At 66.1% G+C, this 16,708-nt stretch carries 18 protein-coding genes and 1 riboswitch; of the genes, 10 read left to right on the top strand and 8 right to left on the bottom strand.

Annotated features, from left to right (window positions below; all coding sequences use genetic code 11):
• Positions 1 to 5: 5 nt before the first annotated feature.
• Entirely contained in the window at positions 6 to 776 is a 771-nt protein-coding gene (gene map / locus JLZ96_RS22185) for a type I methionyl aminopeptidase (RefSeq protein ID WP_048316417.1), read from the bottom strand.
• 103 nt (positions 777 to 879) lie between these two features.
• On the opposite strand from map, the gene JLZ96_RS22180 reads away from it, so the two are divergent.
• Positions 880 to 1,575 carry a GNAT family N-acetyltransferase gene (locus JLZ96_RS22180; RefSeq protein ID WP_145916580.1) on the top strand — a complete coding sequence of 232 codons (696 nt, stop codon included), beginning with the start codon at positions 880 to 882 and terminating at the stop codon, positions 1,573 to 1,575.
• A gap of 2 nt (positions 1,576 to 1,577) precedes the next feature.
• Here the strand turns inward: JLZ96_RS22180 and JLZ96_RS22175 are convergent, their stop codons facing one another.
• Both JLZ96_RS22175 and JLZ96_RS22170 read right to left on the bottom strand, forming a co-directional pair.
• Positions 1,578 to 1,799: a hypothetical protein gene (locus JLZ96_RS22175; RefSeq protein ID WP_201011282.1), complete on the bottom strand. Its 222-nt coding sequence runs from the start codon at positions 1,797 to 1,799 to the stop codon at positions 1,578 to 1,580.
• Between the two features lie 221 nt (positions 1,800 to 2,020).
• On the bottom strand, positions 2,021 to 2,314 hold the full coding sequence (locus tag JLZ96_RS22170; RefSeq protein WP_201011281.1) for a DUF222 domain-containing protein: 294 nt from the start codon (positions 2,312 to 2,314) through the stop codon (positions 2,021 to 2,023).
• A gap of 156 nt (positions 2,315 to 2,470) precedes the next feature.
• On the opposite strand from JLZ96_RS22170, the gene JLZ96_RS22165 reads away from it, so the two are divergent.
• The 3 genes from JLZ96_RS22165 to fgd all read left to right on the top strand — a co-directional run bounded on the left by JLZ96_RS22165 (position 2,471) and on the right by fgd (position 4,176).
• Positions 2,471 to 2,770 carry a hypothetical protein gene (locus tag JLZ96_RS22165; RefSeq protein ID WP_201011280.1) on the top strand — a complete coding sequence of 100 codons (300 nt, stop codon included), beginning with the start codon at positions 2,471 to 2,473 and terminating at the stop codon, positions 2,768 to 2,770.
• Positions 2,767 to 3,099: a YidH family protein gene (locus tag JLZ96_RS22160; RefSeq protein ID WP_027498497.1), complete on the top strand. Its 333-nt coding sequence runs from the start codon at positions 2,767 to 2,769 to the stop codon at positions 3,097 to 3,099. The genes JLZ96_RS22165 and JLZ96_RS22160 overlap by 4 nt, the downstream gene beginning before the upstream one ends.
• 63 nt (positions 3,100 to 3,162) lie before the next feature.
• On the top strand, positions 3,163 to 4,176 hold the full coding sequence (fgd, locus tag JLZ96_RS22155) for a glucose-6-phosphate dehydrogenase (coenzyme-F420) (RefSeq protein ID WP_201011279.1): 1,014 nt from the start codon (positions 3,163 to 3,165) through the stop codon (positions 4,174 to 4,176).
• Here the strand turns inward: fgd and JLZ96_RS22150 are convergent, their stop codons facing one another.
• Positions 4,177 to 4,701, bottom strand: coding sequence for a nitroreductase/quinone reductase family protein (locus JLZ96_RS22150; protein WP_032380239.1), 525 nt, complete (start codon positions 4,699 to 4,701; stop codon positions 4,177 to 4,179).
• Between the two features lie 60 nt (positions 4,702 to 4,761).
• Here JLZ96_RS22150 and pta point away from each other — a divergent pair, with 60 nt between their 5' ends.
• Positions 4,762 to 6,888 carry a phosphate acetyltransferase gene (gene pta / locus JLZ96_RS22145; RefSeq protein WP_201011278.1) on the top strand — a complete coding sequence of 709 codons (2,127 nt, stop codon included), beginning with the start codon at positions 4,762 to 4,764 and terminating at the stop codon, positions 6,886 to 6,888.
• A complete protein-coding gene (locus JLZ96_RS22140) occupies positions 6,885 to 8,075 on the top strand; it encodes an acetate kinase (protein ID WP_201011277.1) in 1,191 nt (396 codons plus the stop codon). The genes pta and JLZ96_RS22140 overlap by 4 nt, the downstream gene beginning before the upstream one ends.
• On the opposite strand, the gene JLZ96_RS22135 is transcribed toward JLZ96_RS22140, so the two are convergent.
• From JLZ96_RS22135 to JLZ96_RS22125, 3 genes are read right to left on the bottom strand one after another with little or no spacing between them, the layout of a single operon-like run.
• The gene (locus JLZ96_RS22135; RefSeq protein ID WP_155288429.1) at positions 8,072 to 10,555 is read right to left on the bottom strand and encodes a serine/threonine-protein kinase; all 2,484 of its coding nucleotides are present in this window, start codon (positions 10,553 to 10,555) and stop codon (positions 8,072 to 8,074) included. The two genes, JLZ96_RS22140 and JLZ96_RS22135, sit on opposite strands and share 4 nt — an antisense overlap.
• A gap of 11 nt (positions 10,556 to 10,566) precedes the next feature.
• Positions 10,567 to 11,538, bottom strand: coding sequence for a glutamate ABC transporter substrate-binding protein (locus JLZ96_RS22130; protein ID WP_032365120.1), 972 nt, complete (start codon positions 11,536 to 11,538; stop codon positions 10,567 to 10,569).
• The gene (locus JLZ96_RS22125; protein WP_032365121.1) at positions 11,535 to 12,839 is read right to left on the bottom strand and encodes a hypothetical protein; all 1,305 of its coding nucleotides are present in this window, start codon (positions 12,837 to 12,839) and stop codon (positions 11,535 to 11,537) included. The genes JLZ96_RS22130 and JLZ96_RS22125 overlap by 4 nt, the downstream gene beginning before the upstream one ends.
• An 85-nt stretch (positions 12,840 to 12,924) precedes the next feature.
• Between JLZ96_RS22125 and JLZ96_RS22120 the strand changes: the two genes are divergently transcribed.
• Positions 12,925 to 13,761 (top strand): NUDIX hydrolase, encoded by an 837-nt coding sequence (locus JLZ96_RS22120; protein ID WP_032365122.1) that lies wholly within the window; start codon positions 12,925 to 12,927, stop codon positions 13,759 to 13,761.
• 2 nt (positions 13,762 to 13,763) lie between these two features.
• On the opposite strand, the gene thiE is transcribed toward JLZ96_RS22120, so the two are convergent.
• Entirely contained in the window at positions 13,764 to 14,456 is a 693-nt protein-coding gene (gene thiE / locus JLZ96_RS22115; protein ID WP_027498488.1) for a thiamine phosphate synthase, read from the bottom strand.
• Positions 14,457 to 14,502: 46 nt separating this feature from the next.
• Positions 14,503 to 14,614: riboswitch (TPP riboswitch) on the top strand.
• Here thiE and thiO point away from each other — a divergent pair.
• Genes thiO through JLZ96_RS22100 form a run of 3 tightly spaced genes read left to right on the top strand, consistent with a single transcriptional unit; the run spans position 14,615 to position 16,624 of the window.
• Complete coding sequence (gene thiO, locus JLZ96_RS22110; protein WP_080733361.1) at positions 14,615 to 15,667, top strand: glycine oxidase ThiO; 1,053 nt, start codon at positions 14,615 to 14,617, stop codon at positions 15,665 to 15,667. It abuts the riboswitch before it with no gap.
• Positions 15,664 to 15,879 carry a sulfur carrier protein ThiS gene (gene thiS, locus JLZ96_RS22105; RefSeq protein WP_027498486.1) on the top strand — a complete coding sequence of 72 codons (216 nt, stop codon included), beginning with the start codon at positions 15,664 to 15,666 and terminating at the stop codon, positions 15,877 to 15,879. The genes thiO and thiS overlap by 4 nt, the downstream gene beginning before the upstream one ends.
• Positions 15,872 to 16,624, top strand: a complete 753-nt coding sequence (locus JLZ96_RS22100) for a thiazole synthase (RefSeq protein ID WP_032374723.1) — start codon at positions 15,872 to 15,874, stop codon at positions 16,622 to 16,624. The genes thiS and JLZ96_RS22100 overlap by 8 nt, the downstream gene beginning before the upstream one ends.
• Positions 16,625 to 16,708: the final 84 nt, after the last annotated feature.

Here is a 16,708-nt window from a genome sequence, read left to right as displayed (position 1 = left end):
CAGAATCACGAACGTAGGGTCATGATTTCGGCCCCGCTGTCGGTGATGACGACGGTGTGTTCGCTGTGCGCGGTGCGGCAACCGGTGGTGCTGCGCAACGTCCACCCGTCGGGGTCGGTGACCAGCTCATCGGTATCCGCCATCACCCAGGGCTCGAGTGCCAACATCAGGCCGGGGCGAAGGCCGTAGCCGCGACCGGGCCTGCCGGTATTGGATACGTGCGGATCCTGATGCATGGTCGACCCGATTCCGTGACCACCGAACTGAACGTTGATGGGATAGCCGGCTTCGCGAAGAACCGTCCCGATGGCGTGGGAGATATCGCCGATCTTGTTGCCCGGACGTGCCGCGGCGATACCCGCGGCCAACGCTCGTTCGGTGGCATCGATCATCGCCAGGCTCTCTGCCGGCTTGTTCTCGCCGACGACGAAACTGATGGCCGAGTCCGATGCCACGCCGCCGAGGATCACGGCAAGATCGAGGGTCAGCAGATCGCCGTCGGCCAGGTTGTAGTCGTGCGGCAAACCGTGCAGCACAGCGTCGTTGACCGACGTGCAGATGTAGTGGCCGAACGGTCCGCGCCCGAAGGACGGCGCGTAATCGACGTAGCACGACGTCGCCCCCGCCCCGAGGATGATGTCCTTGGACCATTCGTCGATCTCGAGCAGGTTGGTGCCGACGGTCGCGCGGTCGCGGACGGTCTCGAGAATTTCGGCGACGAGTGCACCGGTTTCACGGGCAAGGGGAATCTTGCTCGGGGGCAGGATTTCGATCACGGAATGCCTTTCGGTTCGATGCGAATAACTATACCGGTATAAGTATTGGTGACGGAGTGGGTCGTGAGCAACTGACCGAGCCCGACGTGGGACGCTGACCGACGTGTCTGTTCACCCTCTCGACGATCCCATTCGTACCTCCCTCGGGGGTCCGCTGTCGCGGTTTGCGATCACGCGCGGCCGAGTGATTCGCGCTGATCCCCAGGTCTCGCCCTTTCTGGCGCATCCCGACGTTCTGCAGCCACGGGACTGGGACGACATCGCAGTGCTGTTCGGGCCGCGAAGCATCGTGGGATTGCGGGGGCCGGTGCTGGATGTGCCCGAGGGGTGGTCCGTGGTCGACAGCTTCGGGATCGTTCAACTCGTGGGCACCGAACTCGAGACCCGGCCGTTGGCCGAGGCGGTAGAACTGACCGACGACGACGTGCCCGAGATGCTCGATCTCGTGCGACGCACCGAGCCGGGCCCGTTCCTTCCTCGCACCCGCGAACTCGGCACGTATCTCGGTATCCGACGGGGCGGCGCTCTGATCGCGATGGCAGGGGAGCGCATGCGTCCGCCGGGGTGGACCGAGATCAGCGCAGTGTGTACCGACCCGGCTCATCGCGGACAGGGCTTGGCCACCGAACTGGTCCGCGCGGTCGGTCACGGCATCAGGGCCCGAGGCGACGAGCCGTTCCTGCATGCCGCCGCGACGAACATCCGCGCTATCGAGCTGTACCTCTCCATCGGATTCTCGCTGCGCCAAACCTCGCAGCTGACGCTGGTGAGAACGCCGGAACGAGCGGCCGACGTCTGAGGTCAGAATGGCGGCTCCTCGTCTTCTTCGTTGGTCGGTTCTGGTTCCGGGGTCGGGTTGTCTGGTGGGTCGGGGTAGGCGATGACGCCTGATCGTCTGGGGTGGGTGGGGATGTGTGGCCGGAGGTCGTTGCCGATGATGGGTACGGCTGTTCCGTTGGCGGGCAGGGTGATTCGGGTGGTCTTCGATGCCGAGGTCCACAGGATCGCGCCGCCGGGGAGCATGACGGCGGTCCAGTAGCCTGCGGTTTTGACGCTGTGGTGGTATTCGCAGAGGCATTGGAGGTTGTTGACGGTGGTCCAGCCGCCGCCGAGGGGATTGGCGTGGTCGAACGGGTTGACGTGGTCGAGTTGGCAGCGTGTGGCGGGTCGGTGGCAGCCGGGGAAGCGGCAGTGGCGATCGCGTAGTCGTACGGCGGCGGTGGTGAGGGCGTCGGGTCTGTAGATCAGGGCTCGGTCGGTGAGTGGGTCGCGCGGGGGAGGTCGATGTCACCGGCCTCGAATGCGGCTTTCAGCAGAAGAAGCCGGGTGTGCAGGGCCACGCCGACGGACACGTACGCTTCGGCGACGGTGGCGGAGCAGCTCAACGCGAGTGCCATTTCGGTGCGTCCGTACCGGCTGTACTGCCGATGCTTCGCATCCTGCGCGATGCAGGTGAGGTGGAAGTCGTAGCAGGCAGCGATCTTTCGGGCCGCATGCCGATTCTCTTCCCGCGCGGCACTGGTGCAGCCATTTTTCACCCCCCGGTGACCCCCAGTTCAGAACGTGCGTTCGAACCGAAGAAAGAGTATCTCGACCCACCGACAGGTTTCGAGATCACGGTTGCGAGAGCGTCCCGAGCAGGCCTACCGTTAACTATGCGAACAACATCCACGGCCCACTACGACGACGGTCTCGTGCGCGTGGACGATAGCGGGGTCACGTTGCGGCACTACTACTTTCCGTTCGCGATCGAGAAGTTCGTCCCCTACTGCGACATTCGCGCCGTCGACACCGCCGTGCTGGGCAACTGGAACGGACGTTGGCGGCTGTGGGGCGCGTCGACAACCGACCAGTGGCTCCCGCTGGACGTCATGCGTCCGAAGAAGGACACTGCAGTGGTGCTCACCATCCGCCGCGTCTCGCCGGTCTTCACCCCCGACGATCCTGAACTCGTTGCCCGACTCATCCGCGAACGCATCACCGCTCCAGCGTGACGCGCCCCGACGAGCGGTTCACCCTCGCCAGTGAACGCACCTTTCTTGCCTGGCTCAGAACATCGCTCGGGTTGCTCGCCGGCGGGATCGCAATCGTTCACCTGGTTCCCGGATTCAGCACCGGCTGGGTTCGTACTGCACTAGGTCTGATTCTCATCGGCCTCGCGGCCGCCGCACCCGTCATCGGACTACGGCGATGGATGCGTGTACGTGCCGCCCTCGAGAGCGGAGCGCCCATGCCCGAGTCCCGGGACCTGTGGATCTTCGCGGTCGGCATTGGCGCAGTAGCAGTATTGGCTGCGGTGGTCACTGTTCTGGGGATCCAGTAGCACACCGCCAATCGCCGCAGGTGCACAATCGAAGTACTAGACGACCAACGACAGGAGTTCGGCGTGGCGCAGGGTCTCAAGCTCGGGTACAAGGCATCGGCGGAGCAGTTCGGGCCGCGGGAGCTCGTCGAACTCGGTGTTCTCGCCGAGCAACACGGTATGGACTCCGCGACTGTCAGTGACCACTTTCAACCGTGGCGTCACGAGGGCGGTCACGCCCCGTTCTCGCTGGCCTGGATGACGGCCGTCGGCGAGCGCACGAAGACGATCCAGCTCGGTACCTCGGTGCTCACGCCGACGTTCCGTTACAACCCGTCGGTCATCGCGCAGGCGTTCGCCACGATGGGCTGCCTCTACCCCGGACGCATCATGCTCGGAGTGGGAACCGGTGAGGCGCTCAACGAGATCGCCACCGGGTTCACCGGCGAGTGGCCGGAGTTCAAGGAGCGTTTCGCACGACTGCGTGAGTCGGTTCGCTTGATGCGCGAGCTGTGGCTCGGCGATCGCGTCGACTTCGAGGGCGAGTACTACACGACCAAGGGCGCGTCGATCTACGACGTCCCCGAGGGCGGCATCCCGGTGTACATCGCTGCCGGCGGACCCGTCGTGGCGCGGTATGCAGGACGCGCAGGCGACGGTTTCATCTGCACCTCGGGCAAGGGCATGGAGCTCTACACCGACAAGCTCCTCCCGGCTGTGGAAGAGGGCGCAGGTAAGGCCGAGCGCGACGCCGGTGAGATCGACAAGATGATCGAGATCAAGATCAGCTACGACACCGATCCCGAACTGGCGCTGGAGAATTGCCGCTTCTGGGCCCCGCTGTCGCTGACGCCCGAGCAGAAGCATTCGATCGACGACCCGATCGAGATGGAGAAGGCCGCCGACGAACTGCCGATCGAGCAGGTCGCCAAGCGCTGGATCGTCGCATCGGACCCGGACGAGGCCGTGGAGAAGGTCAAGCAGTACACCGACGCCGGCCTGAACCACCTGGTGTTCCACGCCCCCGGCCACGACCAGAAGCGGTTCCTCGAACTCTTCGAGAAGGACCTCGCGCCGCGCCTGCGGAAGCTCGGTTAGCTACGACGAACCACCGAGATCGGCCGCGAGTGCGAACAATCGCATGTCGCGGTCGGTCCTGGTCTCGTATTCGCCGTACACCTCGACCATCGCGTCGAACTGGCGGTAGATGCGGGCCTTCTCGTCGCCGGTGATGCGGGTGGCCGTCACCGGAATCTTCTTGCCGCCGATGGCCACCACGGCCTTCGGATCGGCGAGCAGGTTGGACGTCCATGCCGGGTGATGTTGCTGACCGAAATTGGAGCCGACGACATAGATCTTGTCGGCCTCCCGGTAGTACAGCAGCGGGCTCGTCCTCGGCTTGCCGGATTTGCGGCCGGTCGTGGTCAGCAGTACCACCGGAGCGGCGATCGGGCCGAGGACGGTGAACCGGCCGTCGGATTTGGTCAACAACCAGCGGTCGACGCCTGCGAGATTGCGGATGACCCACGAACCGGGCTTCGTCGAGGCGAACTTCACGGCGGGCTTGCGGATGAACGAGGTCTCGCTGCCCCAGCGCACATCCGGGAACGGTGATTCGGCCATGGTTCATAGGACAGCCCGACTGCACCCGGTGTCAACAACCCACCTACTAAGCTTGCTGCCATGGCTGAGCCCAGCGGCACCGACGCGTCGGACATGTATCCCTCGAGCATCTACATTGCGTCACCGGAAGGCGACTCCGGTAAATCCACCATCGCGTTGGGCGTACTGCAGATGCTTGCTGCTACCGCAGCCAGGGTCGGAGTGTTTCGGCCCATCGCGCGCTCGACCGACGAACCCGATTACATTCTCGAGCTGCTCGTCGAGCACACCACCGCGGATCTGACGTACGAGCAGTCGCTCGGCGTTACGTACGAGCAAGTGCACACCGACCAGGATGCCGCGCTCAGTGAGATCGTCAATCGTTATCACGAGGTTGCTGCTCAGTGCGACGCCGTGGTGATCGTGGGCAGCGACTACACCGACGTCGGCAGCCCCAGTGAGCTCGGCTTCAACGCCCGGATCGCCGTCAATCTCGGTGCCCCGGTGCTCCTCGCACTGCGCGGATCGGATCGCACACCCGACGAGATCGCGCAGTTGGCGGCTCTGTGCCAGGCCGAACTACGCCAACATCACGCTCATCTGGCCGCGATCGTGGCAAACCGCTGTGCCCCCGACGATCTCGATGCGGTGACCGATGCGTTGGCGTCGGTCGGGGTGCCTGCGTGGAGCTTGCCGGAGATCCCCCTCCTCGTGGCCCCGACCATGGCCGAGCTGCTCGATGCCGTCGACGGCACTCTCTACAGTGGTGACTCGTCGCTGCTGCAGCGAGAAGCGTTGCGGGTCATGGTCGGTGGCATGACAGCCGAGCACATCCTCGAACGCCTCACCGAAGGCGTCGTCGTCATCGCGCCTGCGGACCGATCGGACGTACTGCTCGCACTGGTCAATGCCCATGAGGCCGAGGGCTTTCCGTCGCTGGCCGGCATCATCATGAACGGCGGCATCGAGCCCCATCCGGCCATCGCACGTCTGGTGGCGGGACTCGGCCCCCGGCTGCCGATCCTCACCACCGATCTCGGCACCTTCGACACCGCCTCTGCCGCGGCGCAGACCCGAGGCCGTGTCGCGGTGGGATCGCAGCGCAAGGTCGACACGGCACTGGGGTTGATGGAACAGCGAGTGGACGCGAAAACCCTTCTGGGACGGCTCGACATCGCCATCCCCACCATCACGACTCCGCAGATGTTCGAGTACCAGCTGATCCACCGGGCCCGCGCCGACCGCAAGCACATCGTCCTGCCCGAGGGCGGCGACGATCGCATCCTTCGGGCTGCCGGCCGACTGCTGCAGCGTCAGGTTGCGGACCTCACGATCCTCGGCGAAGAGGGTCCTGTTCGGCGACGTGCGTCGGAACTGGGCGTCGACCTCGACAAAGCCACTGTGCTCGATCCCAACAACTGCGAGTACACCGAGGACTTCGCGGCCGAGTACACCGAGCTGCGCAAGCACAAGGGCATGACGATCGAGCGCGCCCGCGAGATCATGGCCGACATCTCGTACTTCGGAACGATGATGGTGCACAAGGGAATCGCCGACGGCATGGTCTCGGGCGCCGCGCACACCACCGCGCACACCATCAAGCCATCGTTCGAGATCATCAAGACCACCGAGGGAGTGTCGACGGTGTCGTCGATCTTCCTGATGTGCCTGTCCGATCGCGTACTCGCCTACGGTGACTGCGCCGTCGTACCGGACCCGACAGCCGAGCAACTCGCCGACATCGCCGTGTCCTCGGCGCAGACAGCGGCCCAGTTCGGCATCGAACCGCGGGTGGCGATGCTGTCCTACTCCACCGGAGAATCCGGATCCGGGGCTGACGTGGACAAGGTTCGACAGGCCACTGCGATTGTGCGCGAGCGGAATCCGGAACTACTCGTGGAAGGTCCCATCCAGTACGACGCGGCCATCGAGCCGTCCGTCGCCGCGTCGAAGCTGCCCGACTCCGAGGTGGCCGGCCGCGCGACGGTGTTCATCTTCCCGGATCTCAACACCGGTAACAACACCTACAAGGCCGTCCAGCGCAGCGCCGGTGCCGTCGCCGTCGGGCCGGTTCTGCAGGGCCTGCGCAAACCCGTCAACGATCTGTCCCGCGGCGCACTCGTCGAGGACATCGTCAATACCGTTGCCATCACGGCTATTCAGGCACAGGGTATTGCCGACGCAGCCAAGGAGAGCAGCGAATCGTGAGCATCCTCGTCGTCAACTCCGGGTCATCGTCGGTCAAGTTCCAACTGGTCGACCCCGGCTCCGGCGAGTCGCTGGCCAGTGGGCTCGTCGAGCGCATCGGTGAATCCGACGGCCGCGTCGAACTCGACCATCGCGGCGAGAGCGTCGAGCGTACCCAGCACATCGAGGATCACGGTGCCGGTCTGGCGCTGGCGTTCGAGATGCTCGCGGACGCGGGAATCGAACTGGGCTCAGACGTCACCGCCGTCGGGCACCGAGTCGTCCACGGAGGAACGGTGTTCTACCGTCCGACGATCATCGACGACGCCGTTGTGCAGCAGATCTCGGACCTGAGCAGTCTTGCACCGCTTCATAATCCGCCGAACGTACTCGGCATCGAGGTTGCCAGGAAGCAGCTGCCGGACGTCCCGCACGTGGCGGTGTTCGACACGGCCTTCTTCCACTCGCTGCCCGACGCAGCCGCGACCTATGCCATCGACGCGACCGTCGCCGCCGAGCACGACATCAGGCGCTACGGCTTTCACGGCACCTCGCACCACTACGTCTCGGACCAGGTGTCGCAGTTCTTGGGACGCGATCTCGCAGACCTGAACCAGATCGTCCTGCACCTGGGCAACGGAGCCTCGGCATCGGCGGTCTCCGGGGGCAAGGCAGTCGACACCTCGATGGGCCTGACCCCGCTCGAAGGACTCGTCATGGGTACTCGCAGCGGCGACATCGACCCCGGCGTCATCATGCATCTGCGCCGCAGCGCAGGTATGAGCGTCGACGACATCGATGCCTTGCTGAACCGGCGGTCCGGACTGATCGGACTGTCCGGGGTCAACGACTTCCGGCAACTACAACAACGGATCGACGACGACGACGCCTCCGCGCGGCTGGCGTACGACGTCTACATTCACCGACTGCGCAAGTACATCGGCGCGTACATGCTCGGACTCGGCCGGCTCGACGTCATCACGTTCACCGCGGGTGTCGGCGAGAACGCGTCCGCCGTGCGTGCCGACGCCCTGGCGAACCTCGAGGGATTCGGCATCGAGATCGACCCGGAGCGTAATGCAGTGCGCAGCAAGCAGGCTCGGGTCATCTCGACCGACTCGTCGACCGTGACCGTGTTGGTGGTGCCGACCAACGAGGAGCTGGCGATCGCTCGGGCGACGGACGATCTGGTTCGTGACGGCGACTAGAACAGTGAACGGGGCCGGATAGCGTTCGCCAGGTCCACCAGTGAGAAGCGATGCGCGCGATCGGTGGCGTTGCGGGCCAACGCCCGCAGCCCCTTCTCGGTGCCACGCCGCAATCCGTCCTCGGTGAACGGGACGCTGAGAATCGGCTCCCGTTCGGCCGTGGCGGCGTGGCCGGAGACGATCCAGTCCAAGGCCATCGCGAGCACCAGCGTCCGCATCTGCAGTGCTCGGCTCTCCGCCTTGGGGAGCAGCGCCACTCGCCGTGCGGCAGAGCGGAAATCGGCCTCGGACAGCTCGGCGCGCGAGCGATCCATCAGCAAGGTCAGCACACTGGTCATCCGTGCCATCGAGTAGTGCCGCGAGCTGATCGGCACCTGGTCCAGTGCCGCGATGGCACCGGTCTGATCGCCGCGGCGCTGCAGCTGCCGGGCCAGACCGAACGCCGAGCTGACGATGCCCCTGTTGGTGCGCCACACAGCGCGGTACAGGCCCTCGGCTCTGGCCCGCCATTTCTCGGCGTCCTCGTCGTTGCCGAGCGCGACATGCCCCAACAATTCCGACGTGGCACCGAGCGCGAGTTTGGGCGCGAGCTCGCCGGGCATCGCTCCGAGCACGTTGTCGAAACTCGTGAACGCAGAATCGTATTCGTGGTGCAGCAAGGCGATCAATCCGGCGTACCACTGCACCCGCCACGGATCGGCGGCATGATCCTCGGATTGCACCTTCGACAGGATGTCGGTGGCCTCCACGACGTGCCCCAGATCGAGGTGCGCCTTGACCTCGGCGAGGGTGATCTCCAGGCTCGCTCCCGCGGGCGCGGAACCGGTGGCACCTGACGTACCGGCCGACACCCGCTCGATGCCGTTCCGCTTGGCATGCTGGAGCGAGTCCAGAGTCTGCTGAGCTTCGACGTGCACGGCGGCAGCCAGCAGGGGAGCGCTCGGATCGTTGGGATCTACCAGGGGAACCGGCAGTGCGGCAACCACTTCGGCTGCCGTCATGCGCTCGTGGCGTACTTTGCCGTCGACGTAGGTATCGGTACGACCCACCGACTGCTCCGTACCGAACGTCGTACGCGGCGGGCTGAACACCGCGGACAGGCCGGGCCGCTCGACGCCCGTCCGGATCGCCAGGATCTCGCGCAAAACGCCGGTCGCCTGCCCCGCGAACTCGTCCGCGGACCGGAACCGCCGCGTCGGGTCTGCGTTGGTGGCTCGAAGCAGCAGGCGATGCAGCGATGGGAACTGCTGCAGCACTTCCGATTCTGCGACGGAGGGCAGGCCGTCGAGGTACTTGCCGTTCTTCGACGGCATGTCCAGCGTCAGCACCGCGAGGGTGCGGCCGACGGTGTAGATGTCCGACGCCACCGTCGGCCCGGTCTTCACGATCTCCGGTGCCTGGTACCCCACCGTGCCGTACAGGTAGCCGTAATCCTCGATGCCCGCGACCGCGCCGAGGTCGATCAACTTGATCTGGTCCTCGGAGACCATGATGTTCTCGGGCTTGAGATCGTTGTAGACCAGCCCGATCGAATGCAGATAACCCAGTGCCGGAAGCACTTCGAGTACGTAGGCCAGCGCCTGCTCGACCGGCATGCGGGCGTCGTCACCGCACGCGGTCAGGATGTCGCGCAGCGAACGACCACCCACGTACTCCATGACGATGAAGCCGACGGAAGTGCCGTCGCCGCGGGGTTGTTCGACGAAGTTGTAAATCTTGACGACGCCGGGATGCGCTACCTCGGCGAGGAATTGACGCTCCGCGACCGCGACCGCATGTGCTTCCTCGTCGCCGAAATGCAGTAGGCCTTTGAGTACTACCCAGCGGTCGCTGACGTTACGGTCGATGGCGAGGTAGATCCACCCCAGACCGCCGTGCGCGATGCACCCCTGCACGTCGTACTGGCCCACCACTCGATCACCCGGCTCGAGCAGCGGGGTGAAATCGAAGGTGGTGCCGCAGTGCGGGCACACGCCCACCGAGATGTCGGGCTCTCCCGGTTCGCTGCGCCCGACCTTGGCGTTGCACTTCCAACAGAACCGTTTGTGCTGCGGCACCGTAGGATCCGACATCACCGCGGTCGCCGGATCGATCGGCTCCACCCGCGGAACCTCCACCAGGCCGCCGCCGAGACGGCGCCGAATACCGGTGCTGCGGGAGCGACCGGACCGAGATCGACCGGTTCTGGCCCGAGTGGACGCGCTTTGCGACATGCCGGATTTGGCCGCTGAGGATTTGGCAACCGCAGCTTTCGAGTTGTCTTCACCTACCGGCGAATTCGGCCCCGGAGTCGGTGCGGTCCGGTCGTCGATCGGCGATCGCGAGACCGCCTGCGTGCGTTCGACGCCGTCGGTCGACGTTGCTTCCGGTCGCGCTACCGCCTGCGTGCGTTCGACGCCGTCCGTCGATGTGAGCTGATCCCGTGACACCGCCTGCGTGCGTTGCGCGGGAGCGGTGGGTTGCTGTTCGTCCTCGTCCATGACGTGCGCCTCTAATCGCTGTACGACGCGGTGGGTGGACCGGGGGAGGGGCCGAGCACCGTCAGCCACTTGTTGTAGATGCGGTTCCAGGTGCCGTCGGACCTGATGCGTGCCAACGTTCCGTTGACGAAGCGCACGAGATCCTCGTTCTTCTTGTTGATGCCCACGCCGTACGGTTCCGGGCTCAGACTGTCGCCGACGATCTCGAGGTACGGGTCCTGTGCGGCAAGTCCGGCCAGGATGGCGTCGTCGGTGCTGATGGCGTCGACCTGTCGTTGTTGCAGTACCACCAGGCAATCCGACCACATCGGCACCGTCACCACGGTCGCGGCCGGCTGCACCCGCTGCAGGCGACGCAGCGACGTGGTGCCCTCCACCGCGCACACCCGCTTGCCCGCCAGATCCCCGACCCCACGGATACCCGAGCCCTGCACCACCAGAACTCGGTGCTGCGCTTGGAAGTACACGGTGGAGAACTGGACGTCCTTACGCCGGGCGCACGTGATCGTCATGGTTTTCACCACGATGTCCACCGTCGAGTCCTGCAGAGCTTCGAGGCGCTGTGCGGACGTCAGAATTCGGAAGTCCAACCGGTTCGGGTCTCCGAACAGGTCGCGTGAGATCTCCCGAGCGATGTCGACGTCGAACCCGACCAGCTGCCCGGTCATGGGGTCGCGAAAGCTGAAAAGGTTACTGCCCGTGTCGAGGCCGACGACGAGGCGACCCTTGGCTCGGAGTGCATCGATGGTCGGCTGCGGAGGCAGTGGCGCGTCGGTGCCGGTCGGTAGCGGCCGCAGACTGGCCGTGGGGCGGGCGCACTCGTCGTCCGCCGGTGTTTCGGTGGGCCGAGCCGCGACGGTTGCTCCGTCGGGCAGAGGCGGTTCGGTGAACATCGTATCGCTCTGTGCCGCAATTCTTTCCGGCGGCGAGCATCCGACGAGCAGGGCGGTCGCGACGAGGCCGGCGGCGAGTAGGCGTCTCACAGGTATTCACGCAGCCTCGGGAACAGGCCGACTCCGAACGCCACCGAGGCCACCACCGTGAGCACGTACGCGCCGTTGGACAAGCCCGACAGGACCCAGACCGATCGATCGATATTGGAGCGTAGTTCGCTTCGGGCACTGTCGATCCCGTCGACCAGCACACTGTCGAGAGCGTTGAACGCAGCCGCCGAATCCGAATCACCCGATCCGGTCGCTATCGACACCGCACCGTTGAAGTCGCCCACCTCGAGCGCCGAATCGATGCGCGCATGCGAGGCCGACCAGTTGTTCAGGGCCTCGGTCACCTCGGGGTCGCCCTCGAACATGTCCGCGAGCCGAGAGACGTTGCCGGCGAACGACTGTCCGTAATCCTGGCTGCCACCGCGGCGGGCCAGGTCGAGTGTCTCGTCCGCCCTGGCCTGCTGGGCCAGAATGAACCCCGTCGTGTAGGACTTCAGCGGTGCCACCCCGCGGTCGATCGCGCGGTCGGTGGCGATCGACGAGATCAACCCCACCACCAACATCCACCCGAGCAAGCCCGCCAGAGCGGCCGTGGCACCGAGAAAACCGACATTGAGTGTGCGACGCGTCGTCCGGGACAGATACCACTGGGCGAGACCGGTCATCAGCAACAGAAACACCACCGACCCGATCGCGAAGTACGGGGGACTGGTGAACCTCTCCTGATCGGCCGAGACGCGGGAGGCCTGCTCGGTGTACAACTTCTCGGCCAGCGGCAACAGGCTGGACTGCATCATCGTCGACGCCTCGCCGAGATATGCCGCACCCACCGGGTTCCCGCTGCGATTGTTCGCTCGCGCCGTCTCGACCAGCCCGCTGTACACCGGCAACCCGGTAGCGATCTGAGTCAGCACTGCGCTGGTGGCCTCGTCCTTGTCGGTGACCCCGGCGGACGCGGCGATCAATTCCGACGACGCCTCACCCAATGCCTGCGAGTACCGGTCACGTACTTCGGGTTGCTCGAGCCCACCGGCAATGAATGCCGACGCGGCCGCCGCGTCGGCCACCGACAGGGCACCGTAGAGATTCTGAGCCGAGTTGGCGAACGGCTCGGTGCGCACCAGCAGTGTCCCGAGAGTGTCGACTCGATCGGTCACCGCCGTGGACGCGAGATTTCCGACCGTCAGCGCCAAGACGACCAGCGCGGTACCCATCGCGACCAACCGCGCAGGCGTCGAACGCATCGTGTATCGAACCGGTGGCTTGCCTGCAGCGGCACCGACGTGGGGTGCCGTTGTCGGGGGGACGGCAGCAGAGGGAGTAATGCCGGCCGCGATCACGCATCGAGCATATAAGCAGGCGGACCGCACTGCAGCCACTACAGCACAGTCACTACGGCGAGGCGGTTCACCTAGGGTGGGGAGCATGCGCGGTGACGGGGACGGTTGGGTGATCGGTGAGAACGGTTCTCGGCACTGGGGCAAGCACGGTGCCGCCGGTCTGCTGCTCCGTGCGCCCTCCGATGCGGGCGAACCGATGGTGTTGCTGCAGCACCGCGCGTTGTGGAGTCACCAGGGCGGAACGTGGGCCCTGCCGGGCGGGGCTCGCGATTCGCACGAGAGCACCGAGCACGCGGCGGTCCGCGAGGCGCACGAGGAAGCCGGTATCTCGGCCGAACAGTTGAGCGTGCGCAGCGAGCGTGTCACCGCCGCAGTCCCGAGCGGTTGGTCGTACACCACGGTCATCGCCGACACCGATCACCCGCTGGCCACCGTCCCGAACGGCGAGAGCACGGAACTGCGGTGGGTGCCGGAGTCCATCGTCGGCGAGCTGCCACTGCACCCGGGTTTCGCGTCGAGCTGGCCGTCGCTGCGTACCGAGCCGCTGCGCGTGCTGCTCGACACCGCCAACGTCCTCGGCTCCCGGCCCGACGGCTGGTGGAAGGACCGCGCCGGCTCGACCGGCGCACTGTTGACGTCGCTGGCCGCGACACTGCCGCGCACGGTGGAACTACCCAGCGGCCAGTACGGCTGGCTCACCCGCATCGAGGCCGTGCTCGAGGGGCAAGCGCGCGACGCCGTTGTCGACGATCCGCGCATCCCGGTGATCCTCGCGGACGGCAGTGGCGACGACACCCTCACAGATCAGGCCCACCGATCGACAGACCTGACCGCGCTGGTCACCGCCGACCGCGGACTCCAGAATCGACTGCCCGGCGCGGTGCACGTGCTCTCGCCGTCTGCCGTGCTCGCCTGGCTGTGACGTCAGTTCTGTAGCGCCTGTACCAGCGCGCGCGCAGCGGCCTGCGGATCACGTGCCTCGGTGATCGCCCGAACGACCACGATGCGCTCGGCTCCCGCCGCTCGAACCTGATCCACATTGGTCGCGTCGACGCCGCCGATGGCGAACCACGGGCGCTCCGGCAACGCATCCGCGGTGGCCCGCAGAGTTTCCAGGCCGGCGGCCGAGCGGTTGGGCTTGGTGGGCGTCGGCCACACCGGACCGACGGCGAAGTAGTCGACGCCGTCCTCGATGGCGGCGAGCGAGGACTGCGCGCGGTTCTGAGTCGAGCGTCCGATCACCACGTCCGGGCCCAGAATCTGGCGCGCGTAGTGCACCGGCAGGTCGCCCTGGCCCAGATGCAGGACGTCGGCACCGGACGCCAGCGCCAGATCCGCGCGGTCGTTGACGGCCAGCAAGGCACCGTGACGTTTGGTGGCCGCGAGCAGAATCGCCAGCGCAGCGAGCTCGTCCTTGGCCTCGAGCGGCCCGAACTGGCGCTCACCGGCGGAGTTCTTGTCGCGCAGCTGGATGATGTCGACGCCACCGGACAACGCGGCCTCGGCGAACTGCGCGAGATCGCCCTTGTCGCGTCGGGCATCGGTACACAGGTAGAGGCGAGCGGACGCAAGACGCTCGCGAGGAGTCTGGTTGCGGACGGTCTGAGTTGGGTGCACGAAACGAACTGTATTCTCATGGCAGCCGCGACCGACGACGGAGTGGCCGACATATCGCGGGAGTCCCGGGGATCGTGGGGCTGAGAGTGGGTTCGCCGCCCTTACCGTCAATACCTGAACCCGATCATGCGGGCGCAGGGAGTGAGGACGTGAATCGCGTGCATATCGTCGTTATCGGCGGAGGCGTCATCGGGCTGTCGACGGCACTACGACTGGCGGAGGACGGCCATCGGGTGGTGGTGCACGATCCTGCGCTGGGTCGAGGCGCGTCGTGGGTCGCCGGGGGCATGCTGGCCCCGCTGTCCGAGGGGTGGCCCGGTGAACACGAACTCCTACGGCTCGGTGCCGCGTCGCTCGAGCGGTGGCCGGACTTCGCCGGACGCCTCCCCGGCCCGTCGGTGTTCTCGGCCACCGGATCCATGACCGTCGCCCTCGACTCCGCCGACGCCACCGACCTGCGCACGATCGCCGAATGGGTGGGCGAGCAGGGACACGAGCTCGAGATTCTCGGCCGCGCGCAGGTGCGTGAACTCGAACCTGCATTGGCGCAGAACATTCGGCTCGGGTTGTTGGCACCGACCGAGCTGTCCGTCGACAATCGGGCCCTGGTTACCGCGCTCGAGCAGGGATGTCTCGACGCCGGAGTGGAGTTCGTGGCAACCTCGGTCGACGCAATTCCCGACGCCGATCAGGTGGTCCTGGCCGCCGGTTCTCGCTGCGCCGCACTGTGGCCGACACTGCCGGTCAGACCGGTGAAAGGCGAGATCCTGCGGCTGCGTCGTAGGCCAAGTGCCGCACCGCCACCGCACCGCACGATCCGCGGAACCGTGCACGGCCGACCCGTCTACCTGGTGCCACGCGGCGACGGATTGGTCGTCGGCGCAACACAATACGAATCCGGTGAGGACACCCAGGTCACCGTGGCGGGGGTGCGAGACCTGATCGCCGACGCCGAACGACTCATGCCGAGTATCGGCGAGTACGAGCTGTACGAAACTGCTGCAGGATTACGGCCGATGAGCCCCGACGGACTGCCGTTGATCGGCAGACTCGCCGACAACGTGATCGTCGCTACCGGGCACGGCCGCAACGGCATTCTGCTCGCGCCGATCACCGCCGACGCCGTCGCCGCGCTGGTATCGGGCGACACGCTGCCCGAGGCGAAAGCCGCCACACCCGAACGCTTCTCACAGATCGAAAGGACACCATGACCCAGGTTGCCATCGGGATCACCGTCAACGGCGAGGATCACCTGCTCACCGAGGACATGACCATGCGTCGGCTGCTCGAATTCCTTGGCTTGCCCGAGAAAGGCATTGCCGTCGCCGTCGACGGTGCCGTGCTGCCCAAGAGTCGATGGGACACCACCGACGTCCAAAAGGGTTGGACCATCGACGTTCTCACGGCGGTGCAGGGTGGCTAGCGCACTCACCATCGCCGATCGCACCTTCACATCCCGGCTCATCACCGGCACCGGGGGAGCGGCCAACCTCGCCGTCCTCGAGGAAGCCCTCGTCGCGTCGGGAACCGAACTGACCACCGTCGCGATGCGCCGCGTCGACGCCGCGGGTGGGACGGGAGTGCTCGATCTGCTGCGGCGGTTGAACATCGCCCCGCTGCCGAACACTGCGGGGTGTCGAGGATCGGCCGAGGCCGTGCTCACCGCGCAGCTCGGCCGCGAAGCGCTCGAGACCGACTGGGTGAAACTCGAAGTGATCGCCGACGAGCGAACCCTGCTGCCCGACGCCATCGAATTGGTCAAGGCCGCAGAGCAACTCGTCGACGACGGTTTCCAGGTGCTGCCGTACACCACCGACGACCCGGTACTGGCCAAGCGTCTCGAAGACATCGGCTGCGTTGCCGTCATGCCGCTCGGCTCACCCATCGGCACCGGCCTCGGCATCGCCAACCCACACAACATCGAGATGATCGTCGAGGCCGCAGGGGTGCCCGTGATCCTCGACGCGGGCATCGGCACCGCCAGCGACGCCACCCTCGCGATGGAACTCGGCTGCGACGCAGTGCTGCTCGCCACCGCGGTGACCCGCGCGAAGGACCCGGCGCTGATGGCGTCGGCGATGCGTCATGCGGTGGCCGCGGGTTACCAGGCCCGACATGCAGGCCGCATCCCGAAACGATTCTGGGCGCAGGCCAGCTCGCCGATGTAGCGGCTGCGTCGGCGGCGCGGCCCTTTGTGTGGTGCTGCGTATTTCGCAAACGCGAGCGCGTTTGCGAAACGCGCGCAGAATAGT

This window comes from Rhodococcus sp. NKCM2511, assembly GCF_014905595.1.
GTDB classification, from domain to species: Bacteria; Actinomycetota; Actinomycetes; order Mycobacteriales; family Mycobacteriaceae; genus Rhodococcoides; species Rhodococcoides fascians.
Note: the sequence above shows the minus strand (reverse complement) of the source record. Positions and strands in the feature narration are given on the sequence as shown.